The 19,502-nt window shown below is 59.1% G+C and carries 19 protein-coding genes and 1 tRNA gene; 4 read left to right on the top strand and 16 right to left on the bottom strand.

Annotation, left to right across the window (positions count from 1 at the left end; all coding sequences use genetic code 11):
- Positions 1–265: 265 nt before the first annotated feature.
- The 4 genes from cysK to G449_RS0109675 all read right to left on the bottom strand — a co-directional run bounded on the left by cysK (position 266) and on the right by G449_RS0109675 (position 3,278).
- Positions 266–1,222 carry a cysteine synthase A gene (gene cysK, locus G449_RS0109690; protein ID WP_022659117.1) on the bottom strand — a complete coding sequence of 319 codons (957 nt, stop codon included), beginning with the start codon at positions 1,220–1,222 and terminating at the stop codon, positions 266–268.
- 201 nt (positions 1,223–1,423) lie between these two features.
- The gene (locus G449_RS0109685; protein ID WP_022659116.1) at positions 1,424–1,861 is read right to left on the bottom strand and encodes an RrF2 family transcriptional regulator; all 438 of its coding nucleotides are present in this window, start codon (positions 1,859–1,861) and stop codon (positions 1,424–1,426) included.
- A 44-nt stretch (positions 1,862–1,905) separates the two neighbouring features.
- The gene (locus G449_RS0109680) at positions 1,906–2,592 is read right to left on the bottom strand and encodes a metal-dependent hydrolase (RefSeq protein ID WP_022659115.1); all 687 of its coding nucleotides are present in this window, start codon (positions 2,590–2,592) and stop codon (positions 1,906–1,908) included.
- 104 nt (positions 2,593–2,696) lie between these two features.
- On the bottom strand, positions 2,697–3,278 hold the full coding sequence (locus tag G449_RS0109675) for a UbiX family flavin prenyltransferase (protein WP_022659114.1): 582 nt from the start codon (positions 3,276–3,278) through the stop codon (positions 2,697–2,699).
- 186 nt (positions 3,279–3,464) lie between these two features.
- On the opposite strand from G449_RS0109675, the gene G449_RS0109670 reads away from it, so the two are divergent.
- Positions 3,465–3,541 (top strand) — tRNA-Arg (locus G449_RS0109670).
- A gap of 181 nt (positions 3,542–3,722) precedes the next feature.
- Entirely contained in the window at positions 3,723–4,310 is a 588-nt protein-coding gene (locus G449_RS0109665) for a hypothetical protein (RefSeq protein ID WP_159060463.1), read from the top strand.
- Between the two features lie 243 nt (positions 4,311–4,553).
- On the opposite strand, the gene G449_RS16705 is transcribed toward G449_RS0109665, so the two are convergent.
- The 12 genes from G449_RS16705 to hisH all read right to left on the bottom strand — a co-directional run bounded on the left by G449_RS16705 (position 4,554) and on the right by hisH (position 17,274).
- Positions 4,554–5,564 carry a glycosyltransferase family 8 protein gene (locus G449_RS16705; protein WP_022659112.1) on the bottom strand — a complete coding sequence of 337 codons (1,011 nt, stop codon included), beginning with the start codon at positions 5,562–5,564 and terminating at the stop codon, positions 4,554–4,556.
- Positions 5,565–5,706: 142 nt separating this feature from the next.
- Entirely contained in the window at positions 5,707–6,882 is a 1,176-nt protein-coding gene (locus tag G449_RS0109655; RefSeq protein ID WP_022659111.1) for an iron-containing alcohol dehydrogenase, read from the bottom strand.
- A 61-nt stretch (positions 6,883–6,943) separates the two neighbouring features.
- Complete coding sequence (locus G449_RS0109650; protein WP_022659110.1) at positions 6,944–7,894, bottom strand: glycosyltransferase family 2 protein; 951 nt, start codon at positions 7,892–7,894, stop codon at positions 6,944–6,946.
- On the bottom strand, positions 7,891–8,934 hold the full coding sequence (locus tag G449_RS0109645; RefSeq protein WP_022659109.1) for a glycosyltransferase family 10 domain-containing protein: 1,044 nt from the start codon (positions 8,932–8,934) through the stop codon (positions 7,891–7,893). Before G449_RS0109645 ends, G449_RS0109650 begins: the two co-directional genes overlap by 4 nt.
- A gap of 105 nt (positions 8,935–9,039) precedes the next feature.
- Entirely contained in the window at positions 9,040–9,819 is a 780-nt protein-coding gene (locus tag G449_RS0109640) for a hypothetical protein (protein WP_022659108.1), read from the bottom strand.
- A 139-nt stretch (positions 9,820–9,958) separates the two neighbouring features.
- Positions 9,959–12,241, bottom strand: a complete 2,283-nt coding sequence (locus tag G449_RS0109635; protein ID WP_245559852.1) for a L,D-transpeptidase family protein — start codon at positions 12,239–12,241, stop codon at positions 9,959–9,961.
- Positions 12,231–12,812 carry an orotate phosphoribosyltransferase gene (pyrE, locus tag G449_RS0109630; RefSeq protein WP_022659106.1) on the bottom strand — a complete coding sequence of 194 codons (582 nt, stop codon included), beginning with the start codon at positions 12,810–12,812 and terminating at the stop codon, positions 12,231–12,233. Before pyrE ends, G449_RS0109635 begins: the two co-directional genes overlap by 11 nt.
- A gap of 9 nt (positions 12,813–12,821) precedes the next feature.
- The gene (gene purB, locus G449_RS0109625) at positions 12,822–14,138 is read right to left on the bottom strand and encodes an adenylosuccinate lyase (RefSeq protein ID WP_022659105.1); all 1,317 of its coding nucleotides are present in this window, start codon (positions 14,136–14,138) and stop codon (positions 12,822–12,824) included.
- Positions 14,139–14,145: 7 nt separating this feature from the next.
- A complete protein-coding gene (locus tag G449_RS16700; protein ID WP_034605518.1) occupies positions 14,146–14,541 on the bottom strand; it encodes an FmdB family zinc ribbon protein in 396 nt (131 codons plus the stop codon).
- Between the two features lie 394 nt (positions 14,542–14,935).
- Positions 14,936–15,817: an ATP-dependent sacrificial sulfur transferase LarE gene (larE, locus tag G449_RS0109610; protein WP_022659102.1), complete on the bottom strand. Its 882-nt coding sequence runs from the start codon at positions 15,815–15,817 to the stop codon at positions 14,936–14,938.
- Between the two features lie 49 nt (positions 15,818–15,866).
- Positions 15,867–16,646 (bottom strand): imidazole glycerol phosphate synthase subunit HisF, encoded by a 780-nt coding sequence (gene hisF, locus G449_RS0109605; protein ID WP_022659101.1) that lies wholly within the window; start codon positions 16,644–16,646, stop codon positions 15,867–15,869.
- Positions 16,636–17,274, bottom strand: a complete 639-nt coding sequence (hisH, locus tag G449_RS0109600) for an imidazole glycerol phosphate synthase subunit HisH (protein WP_022659100.1) — start codon at positions 17,272–17,274, stop codon at positions 16,636–16,638. The genes hisF and hisH overlap by 11 nt, the downstream gene beginning before the upstream one ends.
- A gap of 290 nt (positions 17,275–17,564) precedes the next feature.
- On the opposite strand from hisH, the gene G449_RS0109590 reads away from it, so the two are divergent.
- Positions 17,565–18,485 (top strand): sulfite exporter TauE/SafE family protein, encoded by a 921-nt coding sequence (locus G449_RS0109590; protein WP_022659098.1) that lies wholly within the window; start codon positions 17,565–17,567, stop codon positions 18,483–18,485.
- Positions 18,486–18,634: 149 nt separating this feature from the next.
- Positions 18,635–19,477, top strand: coding sequence for a glutamate racemase (murI, locus tag G449_RS0109585; RefSeq protein WP_022659097.1), 843 nt, complete (start codon positions 18,635–18,637; stop codon positions 19,475–19,477).
- The last annotated feature ends 25 nt before the right edge of the window (positions 19,478–19,502 follow it).

Genomic DNA, 19,502 nt, shown 5'->3' with positions numbered 1-19,502 from the left:
GGCTCACCCCACCCCTCGCCTGTTTTGCCTTTTCTCTCCTGGTCTTTCGCGCCTTTCACCCGGCACTCAATCAAAAGCTGGTCGTGGCGTCGCCCTCCTTATACTCGCCGGAGCGAATGCGGAGGCGACGGCTGGTGTTGAGTGAATTTGCAAAATACGCATTTTTCCTTGTCAGGCCAAAAAAGTCGGGTTGGCGTAAATGCGCTCGACAGGCTCGCCCCCTGCCACCAAGCCCTTTTCCGCCTTCCTGCCTTTCTTCCCTCTTCTACTCGCCAATGCCCTCGTAAAGGGCAGACGACAGATACCGTTCGCCCGCATCAGGCAGAATGACCACTATGGTCTTGCCCTCAAATTCAGGCATCTCCGCCAGCCGCGCCGCCGCAGCTGCCGCCGCGCCGGAAGAAATACCGACAAGAATGCCCTCCTCGCGCGCCAACCTGCGGGCAAATTCAATGGCCTCATCGTTGCCCACAGTCTCGACCCGATCCAGCAGGCTGACATCCAGCGTTTCAGGAATAAAGCCAGCACCAATGCCCTGAATCTTGTGCGGCCCAGGTTGCAGGGGCTTGCCCGCCAGATGCTGACTGATCACAGGACTCGCCTCAGGCTCCACAGCCACGGAAACAATGTTCTTGCCCCGCGTGTGTTTGAGATAGCGCGAAATACCCGTAATGGTGCCGCCTGTGCCCACGCCCGCCACAATGGCGTCCACCTGCCCATCTGTGTCATTCCAGATTTCCGGGCCGGTGGTGGATTCGTGTATGGCCGGATTGGCCGGGTTCTTGAACTGCTGGGGCATAAAATATGCGCCGGGGTTGGCAGCCACCAGTTCTTCGGCCTTTCTTATGGCCCCGGGCATGCCTTCCGCACCGGGTGTGAGCACCAGCTTGGCCCCCAGCATGGCCACCACGCGGCGGCGCTCAAGGCTCATGGTTTCGGGCATGGTGAGTGTAAGTTCATAGCCCTTGGCGGCGGCCACATAGGCCAGGGCAATGCCCGTATTGCCGCTGGTGGGCTCCACAATGCCCACGCCGGGCCGTAGCAGGCCACGGCTCTCGGCATCGGCAATCATGGCCGCACCAATGCGGCATTTGACGGAATAGGAGGGATTGCGGCCTTCAATCTTGGCCAGCACTATGGCCTTGGGGCCGACCACGCGGTTAAGCCGCACCAGAGGGGTATTGCCGATAGAAAGAGGATTATTCTGATAAATTCTGGACATATGCGTTCTCCTTGCCCGCCTTGGCGATGCTGTGTGCAATCCAGAGTGTATGGTTCAGCCGTGTCGGGCGGGCATGACACCTCTGGCCCGCATTAACTACATTAACTCGACTGATTAAGTGATAATAACAGAACTTCTGAAAGGCAAGGCCTGATGCAAAAATATTTCTGCCCGCTCGGAAGAAGCGCAGGCAAACTCGTATCAAATGCTGAAATCGGGGATAGCGGCTGCCTGAGCGTCCACAAGATCCTGAAGCGTGGTGCCGCCGTATACGTTTTCCAATGCCTGCCGCGCCCGCTGCCACAAAGGCATGAACACGCAATCCGGCCCAAGGGAACACTTGCGCACAGGGCTGTCGCCCTCGCAGTCAAAAGAATGCACCGGGCCGTCCAGAAAGCGGATAACTTCGAGCGTGGTGATCTGGCTGGCAGACCGGGCCAGCATAAAGCCGCCCGCCTTGCCTCGGCGGCTGTCCACAAAGCCGCCGCGCCTGAGCTGGTTGAGGATATTTTCAAGAAAACGGGGGGGAATGGCCTGCGCCTCGGCAATCTTCTGAATGCGCGTGGGGCCGCTGCCCGTGCGACGGGCAAGCTCAAACAGGGCGCGCAAACCGTATTGGCACTTGAGTGAAACGCTCATGGGTAATCCTTGCGGGAAAAAGGCGGTGCAACCGCAGGAATAAATCAGCCGAAGCTTACGGTCTCGCCGGTGGTCATTTCCACGCAACGGCAGGGCAGGTGCAGGTTTTCAAGCTCTGCCCTGAACCCCGCTGCGCTCTGCGCCAGCACCGGGAACGTCCCCCAATGCATGGGAACAGCAGCCTTGCAGCGCAACAGTTTGCAAGCCAGGGCAGCCTGACGCGCATCCATTGTAAACACGCCGCCCACGGGCAGCAGGGCCACATCTATGCTGTAAAGCTGCCCCCATAGCTCCATGCCGCTGAAAACACAGGTGTCGCCCGCATGGTATACGGTGAGGCCGTCGGGCATCCGCACAATGTAGCCCGCCGGAGCGCCCGAATCGCTGGAATGGTAAGCCTGCGTCATGGTCATGCTCACGCCCTTGTGGGTCAGGGTGCCGCCCATGTTAAAGCCGATGCCGTTGAGAATCTGCTCTTGCGGCACACCAGCCTCGGCCAGTTTGCCAGCCGTGCCCACAATGGCCCCCAGCTGCGCGCCGGTGCGGCGGCACAGGGACACGGCATCACCCACATGGTCGCCGTGGTCGTGGGTCACCAGCACAATATCCACATCACCTGCCGCGCTGGACGATACTCCCGCAGAAGGAGCAAAAAAAGGATCAATAATCACCTGCGCGCCAGGCGCGCTGATTTTGAATGCCGAGTGTCCAAACCAGGTTATGTCGCTCATGCTGCCTCCAGCGTAACACTTTAACAATTCAGAAAAAACGTGCTGTGATGGAACGGAAGACGGCAAATGGAGGAGGAACGGCGTGGTGCCGCCTTTTGCTTGCGCTATGCCTGACCTGTCCAGCGGGCAAGACCATGCGCAAGCCCCACCTGATCAAAGATGCGGCCACAGAACTGCTCCAGCAGTTCCTCCACGCCAGCAGGCCGCAGGTAAAAACAGGGAGAAAACGGCATGACCACCGCGCCAGCCTCGCGCAAGGTAAGCAGATTGCGCAGATGTATGGCAGAGAGCGGGCTTTCGCGCGTGACCATCACCAGAGGCAAGCGCTCCTTCAGCGCCACATCCGCAGCACGGTGAACAAGGTTGCGCGTGGCTCCGCTGGCGATGGCCCCGACTGTTCCCATGGAGCACGGCACTAGCAGCATGGCCGCTGGCTCGTTGTTGCCGCGCCTCCACCACGAGCCGCTGGCCGGGCCTGCGCCCAGGTCTTCTGCGGCGTATACGGTGTGCGCCAACGCCGTGAGCAGATCGGCATCCGCGCCGCATTCCGCCCGCAGTACGGCCCGTGCGCCATCGGAGACCACGCAGTGGGTGCACACATCGGGCATGGACGCCAGCAACCGCATGAGGCAGAGGGCCAGGGGCATGCCGCTGGCCCCGCTCACCCCAACAAGAATATCACGCATGCATTCTCCGCATAAAATATCACAGAGCAATTGCCCCTCAGCCTGATTTTTACCGCACATTGCTACGGCGCGCAAACCCGGCGGCGCGCAGCATGCCTGCGGCTGGTGACCGTGTGTCCTTATCCTTTCGGCTCAGGCCCACGCCTTGACAGCCGCCAGCACAAAGCATATCAGAAATGTTCTTATGCGCTCGTAGCTCAGTTGGATAGAGCGTTGGCCTCCGGAGCCAAAGGCCGCGCGTTCGAATCGCGCCGGGCGCACCATTAAGAATTCAAGCGGTTAGCTGTAAAAAGCTGACCGCTTTTTTTAATCTCCCCAGACCGCTTTCCGTTGGCATGGTTCCTACAGATAGCGTTCTTGCGCACTTTGTGATTACATTGAAGCCTCAATACTTCCACTGCATTCACCATGACCCGCCTGAGTTCTTTTTTTGTGAGGATATGTATGCGATATTTATCTTTTATTTTATTAATATTAATGACATTATGCGGTTGCACAAAACGACTGACAGATTTTGGTCCGCCTGAATTCGGAACTATGGAGCGCGGGGAAACTATATATATTGTACCGGATAGTGGAATACTTCATGGCGATGACCGAAGAGAAGGTTACGGCATGCCTGTAGATAGCACACGATACCCGGATATTGAAGTTCAGTTAGCGAAAATGTTCCAGGAATCCTTTACCCCCTTTGCGAAGCAGGCCATTATCACAGATCGACACGAGCAGTGGTACAAAGTCAATGAATTGGCCAAGGCCAACAATGCGCGTTATATAGTATACCTGTATTTATATACTGCACAGACTTCACTTCTTAATGAAAAATATCCACAACGATATATGATAGTTACCATAAATGTCATGGATTTAAAAATTTCTTCTTTGCCTCGATCCATATCTGTGCGCTTTGAATTGGGTGTTATTAATCCTCAGGATGTCACCACGATGTTATGGAAAGATTTTCAGCCCGCGTTTCGCAAGATTGCGAAACTCTTATTCGAAGGAGAACCCTGCTCACGCATAATTCTGTGACCAGAGGATTGGTATGGGGCTTTTTTGTAGTCAGAAACATGACCACAGTGATGCTGGATTGATCTGAGACGGCACTACAGCCGCCCTGCGTGAAATGTTTTCTCGCCACTCCTGCCATTTTTTGATGCACGCGCTTACGCGCCGTGCATTATTGGTACGGCAAATTCTTACCCTCATGGCTGCGCCGCCCATTTTGCAAACGGCTGGCGCAGCCCGCTGACCGTACCAGGGACGTTGCATCTCTCACCCGAGCCTGCTGACCACAGCTTCGAGTCTGGCCCGAACTCTGGTTTCCATTTCCAGCTTCTGCTGCAATTCGGCAATGGCGGCCTCGGCTTTTTCAATGGTGCCGCAAAGCCCCCCGAGCAGTGAAAACGCGCCACCCTCAAGAAACTCAGCATTTTCCACTGTTCCTGCATAGGGGCTGCCGCCAAGGCGCTGCCAGCGGGCATAATCACGCTGCCATTCAGGAAAACAGGTGGCGGTGAGGCCGTCATTCCACAGCTTGTACGCTCCAAAGGCATGCACCACTGGCGCAAAGGCCGCCGCCGGATTACGCGGATGCGTATTGAACCCCTGGGGTAGTTGAAAAACGCTCTGCGGATACTGCCGCAGCAGCATCTGTGCCAGCAGGTTAAAGGCCGCCTGATCAGGGTAACGCAACCTTGCGCCGTGACGGCACACAAATTCCAGACACCCCTGCCGCAAGGCGTCCGGCGCTGGCAAATCATTGCGGAATACAATGACGCCCGAATTCAGGTTGTTTGCGCCGCCGTCAAACCCCTCAATGGGTTCGTGCAGATTGATCTGCGCAGGCTTGGCCCCCGGAGGGTCGGAAAACTCCGGATCTTCAAGCGCCAGCCCAAGGGGGCCGCAATCAAAAAGCTCTTCCAGACTGTCCTGAATCAGCACATCCGCATCAAGCCATACAACAGACGCATAACGTTGCAGCAAGTCAAAGCAGTCAAATTTTGCCAAACTGAGCGGTGAAAAAACCTCCAGCGCCTCCGGCGTCAGCTCTGCGGGAACAGGCGTAAAAGGCACAAGTTGCGCGCCAAGGTTGCGCAATATCGCGGCATCGGTTTCCAGTAGGGAGTCATCACAAAAAACGATGATGTCGGCCTCCATTCCCGGATTATGCCGCCGAAGCGCCAGCAGTACCGTGCCCGCGGCAAAGGCCCAGTTGCCGGTAACGCCTGTAGCCACCGCGCGCGAAAACTTTACGTCAATACGGCCTTCAAATGCATCATGCATGGCTGGCTCCTGATGTCGCTTTTACAGCCCGCAGGCTGCCTCAATGTCCCCGGCCCAAGGCCGGAAAAAGCCCGTTTCAGACGGGGCAGTCTGGTTACCCCGGCCTGAAACGGGCCAACAATGCTTTCTCCGACAGTCTCTCCTACCGCGAGGCAGCAAAAATGGCGACAATATCGGGCGGCAGCAGTTTTTTTACGCTGCCAATGTGGGTTTTGCCCACAAGAGCCTTATCGGCCATTTCGGCAATCTGCGCATCCGTGAGCGCAAGATGCAGCTCTTTCAGCGAGGTAGGCATGCGCAGAGAGCGGAAAAACCGCTCCATGGCCTCAATGCCCCGCAGACCCGTGATGGTTTCCGTCTCCGCCGGGGCAACGCCCATGACCCTTTCTGCAAACAGGGCGAAGCGGTCAGGCCGCAAGGGCAGCACATGGCGGGCCCAACTGCCCCATATGGCAGACAGCCCCGCACCGTGGGCCACGTCAAACATGCCGCTCAACTCGTGCTCGATCATGTGCGTGGCCCAGTCGCCGCCGTCCGAACCGCAGCTGGTCAGGCCGTTGTGCGAAAGGCTGCCAGCCCACATGACTTCGGCTCTGGAATCGTAGTTGGCCGGGTCATCGCGCAGCACGATGGCGTGGTGCATGACCACGCGCATGAGGCCCTCGCCGATGCTGTCCGTTATGTCCATGTTCGAGCCATGCCCGAAATAGCGTTCCATGGTGTGCATGAGAATATCCACGCAGCCGCAGGCCGTCTGAAAGGGCGGCAGCGACAAGGTCAGCTCCGGATTCATGACGGCAAAGGCCGGACGGGCCATATCCGTCTTGAAGCTGCGCTTGAAGCCGTTTTCCTCGTTGGTCACAACGGTCGAACTGCTCATCTCGCTGCCCGCGGCGGCGATGGTCACAACGCAGCCAATGGGCAGGCATGCGTCCGGCTTGCGCTTGCCCATGTAATAATCCCACACGTCCCCCTCGTTGGCGGCACCGTAGGCAATGGCTTTGGCCGAGTCGATGACGCTGCCGCCGCCCACTGCCAGCACAAAATCCACCCTTTCACTGCGCGCCAGTTCAATGCCCTCGCGGATCAACGACAGCCGGGGGTTGGGCACGACGCCGCCAAGAGTGACAAAGGCAAGTCCTTCGGCCTGAAGAGAGTTTTTTATCCTGTCCACAAGGCCCGAACGCAGGGCGCTCTGCCCGCCAAAGTGGATAAGCACCTTGCGGCATTTGCAGGCTTTGACGAGTGCGCCGGTCTGCTGCTCTGTATTTTTGCCGAAAACCACCCTTGTGGGCGTGTAGTACGTAAAATCGTGCATGGTAATCCTCCTGACTGTAAAAACGCGCGGGCGGCCAAAGCGCAGGGCCGGGGCGCAAGCGTCAGATATTTTTTGCCAGCGCGGCGAGCGAAAGTGTACGCAAAAGCCTGCCTGCCCGATCCGCCTGTGCTGCATCCGGCGAGGCTTCGCGCAGAATGCGCGCCATAAAAACAAGCATATGGCGTTGCATATATTCATCGTGCCCATAACGGGCTGTCCAGACCTGCCAGAGGGTATCAAGCCAGCGCAGCGCTGCTTCCGGCTCTGCAGGCCCGCCATAGATCAGCCCTGCATGCAGTGCCGCCTGTGCGCCTGTCGCCCGGATACCCAGCGGAGGAAACACATGCCCAAGCAGTGCACGCATGTGCCACTGACGGGCATGGGCTGCTGGCGCATAACGATAGTGCAGCAGCGGCTCTTGCAAATTGACCGCCTGCAATCCGGCCTTGAGCAGGGCATCGGCCCAAAAGGCCATGTCCTCTGCCCTTGCCAGGGTGGCGTCATAGCGTAAGCCAAAGGCGCGCATCGCGTCCAGCCGCACCATGACGCAACAGTTGGGCACAGGCACCCCAAACAGCGTGGCGGCTCGTGCTGCGCCCGGCTGCTCGGGAAACAGCTCAAGTGCGCTTGATTGCTCAAAATACTGCACGCCAGCACCGCAGATATGAATCTTGGATTGCGCCTCAAGGCAGGCATGCTGCGCTTGCAGTCGATGGGGAATGGCAATGTCGTCCGCGTCCATCCAGGCCAGATACCGACCCCGCGCACGGCCCAGCGCCATATTGCGCGCTGTGGCCCGCCCCTTGTTGGATGGCAGCAGCTCAACTCGAATCCTTTTGTCGTCAAAGGACTTCGCGAGGGCAAGGGTATTGTCTGTGGAGCCATCGTCAATCACCAGCAGCTCAAAGTCTTCAAAGCTCTGGGCCAGGATGGAATCTATCGCTTCAAGCAGGTGAGCGGCGGCATTATAGGCGGGCATTGCCACAGTGATTTCTGGCTTGGACGAACTCACTTGCCTTGCCCCCTCACCAGCCTGTACAAGGCGGCCACATCATTGCGCCCCGCGCCAAATATGGGCTCCGATCTGCCTAGCGCAGGCAGCCTGCGGCAATAATCCGGCGCTGTTTCCATCATCCGGGCAGCGTGGGCAAAAACATTGGTGGTTTCCAGCATCCAGTTGCGGCACAGAGCCAGCTCTGCTTGCCGGGCCTCCCACAAACGGCTCTTGATTGCAGACAGGATGCTCTGCGCGCAGGCTTCCAGATCGCCGAGCGGCAAGGGCACAAATCCGGGTGCGGGGCAAACAGAGCCAAGATTGGGTGCTCCAAGATAGAGCGGCAGCGCCCAGCCGAGCCAGGCATCGGACAGTTTTTCTGTCCAGAAGTTGTCGAGGTAGTTGTTTTCAAGCACCACATGATACTTGTAGGGCGCAATGGCCGACATTTTGTCATCCACGGGATTGAATTCGCGCCCGTACACATGCAGCGCGTCCCCCAGCCTCTCTTTGAGCATACGTACCAGTGCAAGTCGTGCGCGCTGTGCCGACGTTGCCGTCTTGGTGGAACAGACTACGGAAATCAAGCCTGTTTTTTCTGGCATAGGAAATGTGCGCAATTCATTAAGACTGCTGAATTTACTTATATTTTTTCCTGATGAACGTTCGACGCCGTAGTGCCAGCTCAGACAGGGGTTGCTGATGACCATGCTGCGTCGCTCGACACCACGCAAGTCATAAGGCGACACCACCGTGCCGAACTGACCGAGGTAGGAACGGGGATATTTTTTGATTTCCGGCGGTTCGGTGACAAAGAGGATGCGCCGTTCACGGGGCACTGTGGTGCTGAACCCCACAGGGGCTTCGTCAAAAACCACAAGCCATGCGCTGGCAGTTCCCAGAGGGGAGGGGAGCGATGTGGGGGCATGGGAGGCTGGCGGGGGCAGCACAAATTGCGCACGGCCCAGAGCGCCGTTGCCGTCTTCTGTCTGCCGCATCCAGGGCCAGGCCGCGTGGATGGTGGCAAAATAGCACAACAGGGTGGAACTTTCAGCCACAAAGGCCTCGCAATGCCAAGGCCCCGGCCCGCTTTTTCCTGGTCAGAGGCCGGTTAGCAGCACCCCTTACTCAGGGTGCATCGGCAACGGATGTTGAAATTCGCTTTAATGCTCAACGGCGTAAATATTGCGGAACACAACGCCATTTTCCTGGCTGCGCACTTCAAGAATGACCTGGGCGTTGGTGAGGCTCATGGGGTGCTCGGCAGAAGCAACCATGACGGCGCGCTTGAACCGGCTGATACGAAAACTGCCCACATCTTCGGGCTCAAAGCGCAGAGAATATTTTTTGCCATCAGCTGTCAGCAACGTGCCGCTGACCATGCCAGAAAGTATCTTCTGGCTGTCAGTATTGCGCAGATCCAGTGCGACACGCAGCTTGCCGCCCCTGATTTCACGCACTTGCACATTCCCTACCTTGACGTAATCAAGGTCAATGGAGGGAAAGTCCTCATGCCCCGGCCCTTCCGTGGTGCGGGCCGCATCGCTGGGCCCGGCCTGAGGCTTGTCTGCCGCCGCTGCCCCGCCAGTAATTGCGGGGCCTTCACCCGGTGCTTCCGCAGCGGCACCGCCAGTGCTGAGCCTGCGCAGCACCAGCTCCCGGCCTGGGATATTTTCTTCGCGCAGCAGTTCTTCAAGGTGTTCCAGCCGCTCCGCATTGGCCTGTGCCGTCTGCGAATCGCTTTCAAAGCGCAGCATATTGTCCCGCAACTGCACGTTCTGCTGCCACATAGTCCAGCACAGCCATCCCAGAACAGCGCAGGCCACGGGCAGGCAGGCCATCACCCCAAGGGCCGCCACAAACCGCCCCCTGCGCACTCGATAGCTGTGCCTGGGGCCGTTATCCCGCATCAGGATTATGCTGAGATTTTCGCGGTACTTCAAACGGTCCTCACGAACTTTGGCGTTTGAAATTTCGGGATGGCCACACACAACACCTTGTTATGATACCTCGCCATAAAACGGGGCAAACTGTTTGACCAGCCTCAGCCCACTGTCCAAAGAGACAAGACGGCAGAAGACCCTATTGACCTGCCTCTCCGATGGGAGCAACGGGAGCGCCAAGAGGTGCCCAGTCCTCGCGGGCGATACGCCAGCCCTTGCCGTCAAAGCGCAGCAAAAGGGTCTTGGTGCCCCGGTCAGTGTGACCGGAGCTGTCGGCGTAGACCTGATTCATGTCGGCGCGCAGGCCCTGCTTGTCAGCCACCAGCCGCAGGCCCGTGATCTGAACCAAGGTGGGCTGCACGCGCTGCCAGAGCAGTTCCTTCTGCTTCTGAATATTCTTTGCGCCCCAGCGCCCCTGCTGGATGGCATCGTCCGCATAGTATTCAATGTATTCGTCCAGACGTCCAGCTTCCCAGGCTTTGCGCCATTTTTCAACCATAGCGCTGGCGGCGTCGCTGACCTGATCCAGATAATCCGCAGCAAGGCCAAGTTCTTCTGGCTTGAACTGCGAGGCAACAATGCGGAAACCGCCCTTGTCGTCCCGGCTCCACCAGAAGGAACGCACGCCCTGCTCCATACCGTTGGGGGCCACCACAAGCTGCTCGCAATGACTCACCGCCAGTGAACCCTGGATCTCGAACTTGGGCTTGCGGCTTATGAGGCGCAGCCACGGCACGGCAAAGCGGCGATCAAATTCGCGCATGGTCGAATTGTAGGAATATCCCCGAGGGGTTCCGGCTTCGCGGTTGTACTTGGCCTGATCGTAAAGGGAGGCGATGTTGGTCGAACGCGCGGCAAAATCCGCATTCCAGGCCTGCACGGCCTTTTCCAGTGCGGCGCGAACTTCCGGCGTAAGGGTCAGCTGCTGCGCTGCCGCTGCCACGGGAGCGTTGGCTTGTGCCGGTGCTGCTATGGGAGCCTGAACAGACGTTGGTGCAGGCAAGTTAACAGCCTGCTGGACCACGGCGGGTTTTGCCGCCTGATCGGCAGGCTTGGCAGGTGCGCCCTTGGGGGCGGATTCCGCCTCGCTGCGGGCCGCTTCTTCCATTGCGGGGCGCGCACCCCAGTTTACTTCTGCCGGAGGTGTCGCATTGCTGCGGCGGGGCACCAACGGATCATTGGCCGCCATGAGCTTGTCGCCCTGACCAGCCTTGGCGGTAACGGTTTTGTCCTGCGAGGGTTGCGGCGCGGCAAGGGTCGTTGCCTCCGCCTTTTCAGGCGCTGCTTCGGGCATATCCAGCCGGGGGCGCTGCGGAGCTTCGGAGGAAGCATCGCTGACCTGCTGCAAGGGCGCTTCGGCCACAAGCTGGCCCTTCTGAAAATCGGCGCGCATACCCAGATCGCGTGGTGTCCATTCCATACCAACAATGCGGAACTTCTGGTCGTTGCCGCGCTGCCAGTACAAGCGGCGCACACCCTCTGTGGAAAGATTGGATGCCGTATAGAGCTGCTCTGACCAGGTTACCCAATACCCCGGCCCTTCCAGCACGTTGATCTTGCGATTGAAAATCTTGATAAACCGAAGCGACTTGAACAGACGCTCCTTGTTCTGCCGGAAGGCCGTGAAATTTTCCGTCATGGCCTTGGAATAGGCATCGGGATTATAGTAATCAAACATCTTGACCGAACGGGAGGCCCAGGCGTTGCTCCAGTTCTGCATCAGGCGGCGCAATTCGTTGGCGGTGCTGCTATCGGGCCGGGGCTGGGCGGTCTCGTCCATCTTTTCGGCCAGAACCACTGCCGTGCCAGGCGTCAGCTGCGGCCCGACCTCGTCGATTTCCTTAAGCCCGATGGCTACGCAGCCACGTGTGGAAAGCGGTTCAATGCCAAAACCCTTGCTGTGAATCCAGATACCGTGGCCGGTTTTGCCGCGCAGACGATCCACGGGGTTGGGATAGTTCAGGGTATAGGCAATACCGCCGTATTCCTTGAAATCCAGCCCGCTGGCAATTTTATATTCCACAAAGTAGATGCCTTCGGGCGTACGCAGATCGTTGAGCGCCTGCTTGTCGCCGGGCAACTGGCCTGTGGTGCAGGGAAAGGTGTATTTGAGCTTGAGGGGGCTTTTTTTCTCAAAAAACATGAAGGTCTGGCGCTTTTTGTCCACAGCCACCAAATGCGTAGGAAGCCCCTCATTGTACAGAGAGGCTTGCCATTCTTCGGCCTGCGCCAGATGTGGAGCGGCGAGGGGACAACCAATGCCAAAGGCCATCAGCAGCCCCAGGGCCATGCATCTGACAAGGCAATTGGCCAGACAACTGACCATGGGCCTGACAATGGAACTGGCCGCAGAACCCATCAAGCATTGCGACAATGCCACCTGGGGCAAGGCGCGCGGGTCGGTGGGGACCTTAACGCGCAAGGTCCACCAATTCCGCACGGGTAAAGAGCGCAAGCAGGTCATATCCCGCCTCACGGAGCTTTTCCCGGCCACCTTCCTCCCGATCCAGGATGGCGCAAACCGCCACAATGGACAGGCCAGCATCAGCAATACGATCGCAGGCCTTCAGCAGAGAACCGCCGGTGGTAACAACGTCTTCAAGCATGGCTACGCGGTCGCCCGCGCAGAAATTGCCCAGCCCTTCAACAAACTGCCCTGTGCCGTGCCCCTTGGCTTCCTTGCGGACCAAAAGGCCGTTCAACGGCCTGCCCTGTTCGTGCGAGATGACAGTGGTGGCTGCAACCAGCGGGTCAGCACCCATGGTCATGCCGCCCACACCCTTGATGTCCATCTCGCGGAGCATGTGGTTGAAGAGAATTCCTATAAGCCACGATCCTTCGGCGTGGAGCGCCGTGACGCGGCAATCAAAATAATAATCGCTTCTGCGGCCTGATGCCAGCACAAAATCTCCCTCGCGGTATGATTTTTCTACCAGCAGGCGGGCAAGGCGGCGCTTGAGAGCCAGCAGTTCTTCAGAAGAAAGGGTTTGCATGACAGCTCCTTACGCCTTGTTGGCCGCAGCGTTCTTGAACACCCGGGCAAAAATTTCGTCTTCGTGCTGCAGGTAGTACGAAGGATCAAAAAGCTCGGCCAGCGCAGCTGCGCCCAGCCGCCCGCTCATGTCGGCATCGTTGCGCACCAGATCGGGGAAGGGCATGCGGCTTTCCCAGCTCTGCATGGCAAGGCGCTGCACGGCTTCATAAGCCTGCTGACGCGGAAGCCCGGTGGCAATAAGGGCCGTCAGCACACGCTGCGAAAAATACAGGCCGTAAGAACGTTCCATATTTTCACGCATGCGCTCGGGCTTGACCACCAGCCCTTCAAGCAGCTTGGTGAGGCGGCTCAGCACATAATCGGCCAGGATGGTGGAATCGGGCATAATGACCCGCTCCACTGAAGAATGGCTGATGTCGCGCTCGTGCCACAGGGCCTGATTTTCCAGCGAGGCAAGGGCGTTAGTGCGCAAAAGGCGCGAAAGACCGCTCATGTTTTCTGCCGAAATGGGGTTCTTTTTGTGCGGCATGGCCGACGAACCCTTCTGCCCCTTGGCAAAGCCTTCTTCCACCTCAAGCACTTCCGTGCGTTGCAGGTGGCGCAATTCAACGCACAGGCGCTCCACGCCGCCAGCCAGCACGGCCAGCGAGGTGAAGAAGTGGGCGTAACGGTCGCGCTGAATGATCTGGGTGGAGTGCTGATCAACCTCAAGTTCAAGATAGCTCAGAGCGCGCTGCTCAAGCTCGGGCGACAAAAATGCATAGGTGCCCACAGCACCAGAGATTTTGCCCACGCGCACGCTTTCAATCCCGGCTTCAACCCGGGCAAGGTGCCGCTCAAACTCGGCGTAGAATCCGGCCATTTTGAGCCCAAAGCTGGTGGGTTCCGCGTGGATGCCGTGCGTGCGGCCCATGCACAGCACACCCTTGTGGCGGCGAGCCAGACTTTCAATGGCGGTCAGGAGCGCGCGGATGTCCTTGAGGATCAGGCGCCCGGCCTGCATGAGCAGAAGGGCGTTGGCTGTATCCACGATATCGGAGGAGGTACAGCCCAGGTGGATGTAGCGCGCGTCTTCCGCGCCAACCTTTTCTTCAAGCGAGGTCAAAAAGGCGATGACGTCGTGGCGGGTCACTTCTTCAATAGCCAGAATGCGATCCACATCAATGGAAGCCTTGGCCTGAATATTTTCCACCGCGGCGGCTGGGATGCGGCCCATGTCGCTCCAGGCCCGGCAAACGGCAACTTCCACATCAAGCCATGCCTGATAGCGGTTTTCAAGGGTCCAGATACGGCCCATTTCCTGACGGGTGTAGCGATCAATCATGGCTGCCTCATGAAGCCGAGCTGGCGGCTTTGGTGGGTGCCGACGCTGCGGACCCTGTGGTTGGCGTAGGGGCGGAGGCCGCCTTGGCGGCGCTGTTTCCAGAATCGGATGCAGATGCAGAGGCTTTTTCGCCTGCCGTACCGCCGGAAGCGGGGGCGGAGGAACCGCCGGATGTGTCGGAGGAGGAGGCAGTTGAGCCGCCTTCTTCCTTGACGCCCTTGCGGTAGCCGTAGTCGCTCACATACCAGCCGCCGCCCTTGAGGACGAACGATGTGTGCGACATGATGCGGGGCGAAGGCTCACCGCACTTGGGGCAGGGTTCCTGCCCGTGGGATTCCGATGCCTTGACCCATTCCTCAAACGTATGCTGACACTTGGGGCACTGATATTCGTAGATAGGCATGGTAACACTAAAAAGGCCATGACACGGCATGCTGCCGTGCTGACCGCTGCTACTTGTTTGCGCCCCGCGCGGCTGCCAGGAGGCAGCCGGGCCGAGCACCATATGTGACGGCGCGTCAATCCGCAGCCGTCGGAACGCCGGTTTCCCGTGTCCGAAGCTTAGGCCTTGGCAGCCTTGGCTTCGCGCACGCGCTGCTTCAGACGCTCTTCACGGCGCTTACGGCGGCGATCCAGTTCTTTCTTACGCTCAATTTTCTTATGTGCCATGATTCCCTCCAGGGGCAAGCCCCGTTAATATAAGTGGGTATTCATATGCTCTTTGATCGGCAAAGTCCAGTCCCGAGCCACATTCCGGGCTGAAAACACTGACCGCAGGCGGAAAAAATCTGCCTCGCCTAGTGCCTTCCGGCGCTGTCGCCCGCATCGTAAAAGCCGCTGATATTGTCGCCAGCCTCCAGCCCGCACGGCCAGAAACTATGACGGATCAGGATGTTCCGCAATTCCGGGAGCAGTTTTTCCGGCAGTTTTTCAGCCTGCAACACAGGCTCCGGCGTGAGCCGCAGACGAAAATCCCCCAGCGCGCTCACGCTGTCCTCCTCCAGCACAACATGTTGCGACTCCCCTTGCGCAGAGGCGGTTGCACCCAAAGCCGCAAGATCGGCCTCCGCCGCCGCCAGACGCGCCAGAGTGCCGGCCTCGGGCCGCATGCCGTAGGCCAGCCGCGTCAGCAGGCAAGGCCGTGCGCACTGCCACGGCCTGTCCAGCCCAGTGGCGCGGGCGGCCTCGCGCACTAGCGCCTTGGTCAGCCCGGCTTCGGCCAGGGGGGAACGCACGCGGCCTTCTTCAAGCGCGCGCAAGCCCGGTCTGTAGGCCTGCAAATCATCCGCATTGGTGCCATCGCAGAGCACGTGGTCATGAGCTTCCGCCATGGGGGCAAGCTCGCCGCGCAGCAGAGCCACCAGCCCCGTCTTGCAGCCGTAGCAGCGTTGGGGGCTGTTGGTCTCCACCCCCGCCAGGGCAAGAGGATCGAACCGCGCCGTATGCAGGCGCAGGCCGCGCTCACGCGCCCAGGCGGCAGCACCGGCGCTTTCCTGCGGTGGAATGTGCGGGCCGTAAACATGCACGGCCAGTACGTCGCAACCGCACAACAGGGCCGCGTGGCATAAAAAACGGCTGTCCAGCCCGCCGGAAAAAGCCACCGCCAGGCGGGGCAGATCGCGCAGCACAGCGGCAAGCGCAGCTGGAACCTGATCCGCGCGGAAAAGATTTTTACTCATATCTTCCACCCTTGATGCGGCAAAAGGCCACACAAGCCTTGGACCGAGCCTACCAGGTCATACGCACCTTGGCCCCGTGCCCGGCCATATATTCCTTGCACTGCCGGATGGAATACTGCCCGTAGTGAACAATGGACGCGATCAGCGCAGCAGAGGCCCCGCCTTCGGTAACTGCCTCGAGCATGTGGCGAGGCTCGCCCGCACCGCCGGAAGCAATCACGGGTATGGACACGGCATCGACTATGGCGCGGGTCAGCTTGAGTTCGTAACCGTCCTTGGTGCCGTCCGCATCAATGGAATTGACGCAGAGTTCGCCAGCGCCCAGCTTCTGACAGCGGCGCGCCCAGGCAATGGCATCCAGCCCCATGCGCTTGCGGCCGCCGTGGATGACGATTTCATAGCCCGAGGGGATTTCTGCGCTTACCGGAACAGCCAGCACGTCCATGCCCACCACGATAGCCTGGGAACCGAAAGCATCCGCGCCATCGCTGATGATGTGCGGATCCTTGACCGCAGCCGAATTGACCGAAACCTTTTCCGCCCCGGCCAGCAGCACGGCGCGCATGTCTGCCACGCTTGAAATGCCGCCGCCAACAGAAAAGGGAATGAAAATCTGCTCCGCCACGTGCTCCACCACATCAATAAAGATACCGCGCGCCTCGGCAGAGGCCGTGATGTCGTAAAACACGATTTCGTCCGCGCCTTCCTCATAGTACCGCCGCGCGGTTTCAACCGGATCGCCGATGTCTTCGTTGCCCACGAATTTGACGCCCTTGGTCAGTCGGCCGTTGCGCACATCCAGGCAGGGAATCACTCGCTTACTGAGCATGACGCGCCTCGCAGTAGTCGTAGAAGTTGCGCAGAATTGTCAGCCCCGGACGCCCGCTTTTTTCGGGGTGGAACTGTGTGGCCCACAGGCCGTCGCGCCCGTATACGGAGCAGAATTCCTTGCCGTAGGTGGTGGTGGCGATCACAAAGGTGGGGTCCGGCTCCACATAATAGCCGTGTACGAAATAGAATTCCGCCGTGGGGGCAACGCCCGCGAGCAGAGGGCAGGGGGCGGTCGCCTTCAGGCTGTTCCAGCCCATATGCGGGATGGGCGCGGGCGTGCCGTCCTCTTCGCGCATGTTGTCTTCAAAACGACGGCACAGGCCCGGCACAATGCCAAGGGTTGTGGTGTCGTTTTCTTCACTGCGGTCAAGCAGAATCTGGCAGCCCAGACAGATACCCAGCAGGGGCTGGCCGCGCTTGACGCACTCGCGCAACAGCACGTCAAGACCCGTGGGGTGCAGGGCGCGCATGGCCTGCCCGGCAGCGCCCACACCGGGGAAAATGATGCCGTGGGCGCGTTCCAGTGTTGCGGGGTCCGCCGTGATGGCGCAAGGTATACCCAAATGTTCAAGGGCGCGGCGCACGCTCGTCTGATTGCCTGCCTTGTAGTCCAGAATGGCCAGCATGGTGCATCCTCTGCTTGTTGTTGCCGTGGGGGGATTGGCGGCTAGTGGCTTTGAAAGCTGCATCATACCTTTTTGCCGGTGCGCAGGCAACGCGCAGGCTGGCATGATGCCCCGGCATCGCAGGAAAAATCCGCGCGCCAGCAAGCGGCGGCGGTAAACCTTTTGCGGAATGGCGTGACAATTTCAATGTTCACGGTTATTATAGAAACCGTGAACATCATAACTTCCCATGCAAAGAATTTTTTTAATATTTTATAATAGTTACCACGCCATCTGCGCAGGAGGCCAGCATGTATTTTCCCACTGCAGGCATTGAGTGCAACCCTTTTGTTCCTTTTGCGGTGGCTCTTGGCATCTCTTTTTTCACATCCATGGGCGGCATCTCGGGCGCTTTTTTGCTGCTGCCGTTCCAGATGAGCGTTCTGGGCTATACCAACCCCAGCGTCAGCGCCACCAACCAGTTTTTTAACGTGCTGGCCTGTCCCTCGGGCGTATGGCGCTACTGGCACGAGGGGCGGCTTGTGTGGCCGCTGGCCTTTACCATTGCCCTCGGCACATTGCCGGGCGTGTTTATAGGGGCCATCGTGCGCATCAATCTGCTGCCCAACCCCCAGAGCTTTAAAATTTTTGCGGGCCTTGTGCTGCTGTACATTGGCGGGCGCATGGCCATGACCACATGGCAAGGCAGGGCCTCGCTGTGGGCGCGCAAGGAAAAGAAAGAGAACATGCCCACCTGCGAGGACAAAAACGGCAGGCTCATGTGCTGCCACGTTCTTTACTGGAATATGAAGGAAGTGGCCTTTGTGTTTCAGGAAACCAAGTATGTTGTCGCCACCCGCGCACTTGTGCTGCTGAGCCTTGTGGTGGGGCTTGTGGGCGGCATCTACGGCATCGGCGGCGGTGCCATTATGGCGCCGTTTCTGGTTTCGTTTTTCGGGCTGCCTGTCTATGTTGTTGCAGGCTCCACGCTCTTTGCCACCTTTGTAACATCCGTGGCGGGCGTGTCGTTTTACGCCCTGCTCGCGCCCTTTTACCCGGATATGGCCGTTGCGCCCGACTGGCGTATGGGCGTTCTGGTGGGCCTTGGCGGCATGTGCGGCATGTATGCCGGGGCGCGTTGCCAGAAGTTTGTGCCTTCCCTTGCCTTGAAGGCCCTTTTGACCGCAGTTTTGCTCTTTACAGCCGTGCGCTATTTGGGCCAAGGTTTCTAGCGCCGCTGCCGCCCGGAGTTTTTCTGGCCGGAGCGCTTTCGACCTGCCGCAGGGCAGCGCCGGAGGCGCTTCGTCTGTTTTGGCAGGCAGCAAAGCCCCCAAGGCGCGCGTTTTGCAGTATCGCGCGCGGCACTGTAAAGGAAATTGCAATGAATGATTCTTCCCGGTTGCCCATTGGCCTGTTTGATTCCGGCATGGGCGGCCTCACGGTTTTCAAGGCTCTGGCAGAATGTCTGCCCGGCGAAGATCTGCTCTACCTTGGCGACACCGCCCGCCTGCCCTACGGCACCAAGGGGCGCGACACTATAACGCGCTATACGCTCAAGGCCGCCCAAAAGCTGGTGGACCTGGGCGTTAAAATGCTCGTTATTGCCTGCAATACGGCTACCTCTGCGGCGCTTTCCGCAGTGCGGGAGCAGTTTGCCCCGCTGCCGGTCATGGGCGTGGTGGATCCCGGCGCGCAGGCGGCCGCCGCAGCCAGCGCCAACGGTCATATAGTTGTAGTGGCGACAGAGGCCACCATCTCCGGCGGCGCATACCAGAAGGCCATTGCCCGCATCCGGCCTGACGCCGTTGTGACCGGGCGCGCCTGCACCCTGTTTGTACCCCTTGCCGAAGAAGGCTGGATGAACGGCCCCATTGTGGAAGGCGTTGCAAGGCGCTATCTGGCCGACATTTTTCCATTTGAGGGAGCCGCCCCCGCAGGAAATCTGGAACCCGATACCCTGCTGCTTGGCTGCACGCATTTTCCACTGTTGCAGGAAGCACTGCAAAACGTGGTGGGGCCGCAGGTTCGCATAGTGGATTCTGCCGCCACCACGGCACTGTGCGTGGCTGACGAGCTGCGGGCCACCAACCTGCTGCAGCCTGCGGATAGCGGCGCGCACTACCGCTTTTTGACCACAGATAATGCCGCCCGCTTTGCCCGGACAGGCAGCCTTTTTCTGGGCCGCAACCTCAGCGATGACGAAGTTTGCCTGGTCGATCTATAACAGCATTTTTAATCATTATTTCCGG

It is taken from the genome of Desulfovibrio desulfuricans DSM 642 (assembly GCF_000420465.1).
GTDB lineage: Bacteria > Desulfobacterota > Desulfovibrionia > Desulfovibrionales > Desulfovibrionaceae > Desulfovibrio > Desulfovibrio desulfuricans.
The sequence above is the reverse complement of the archived record's forward strand: the minus strand, read 5'-3'. Positions and strand labels throughout refer to the sequence as shown.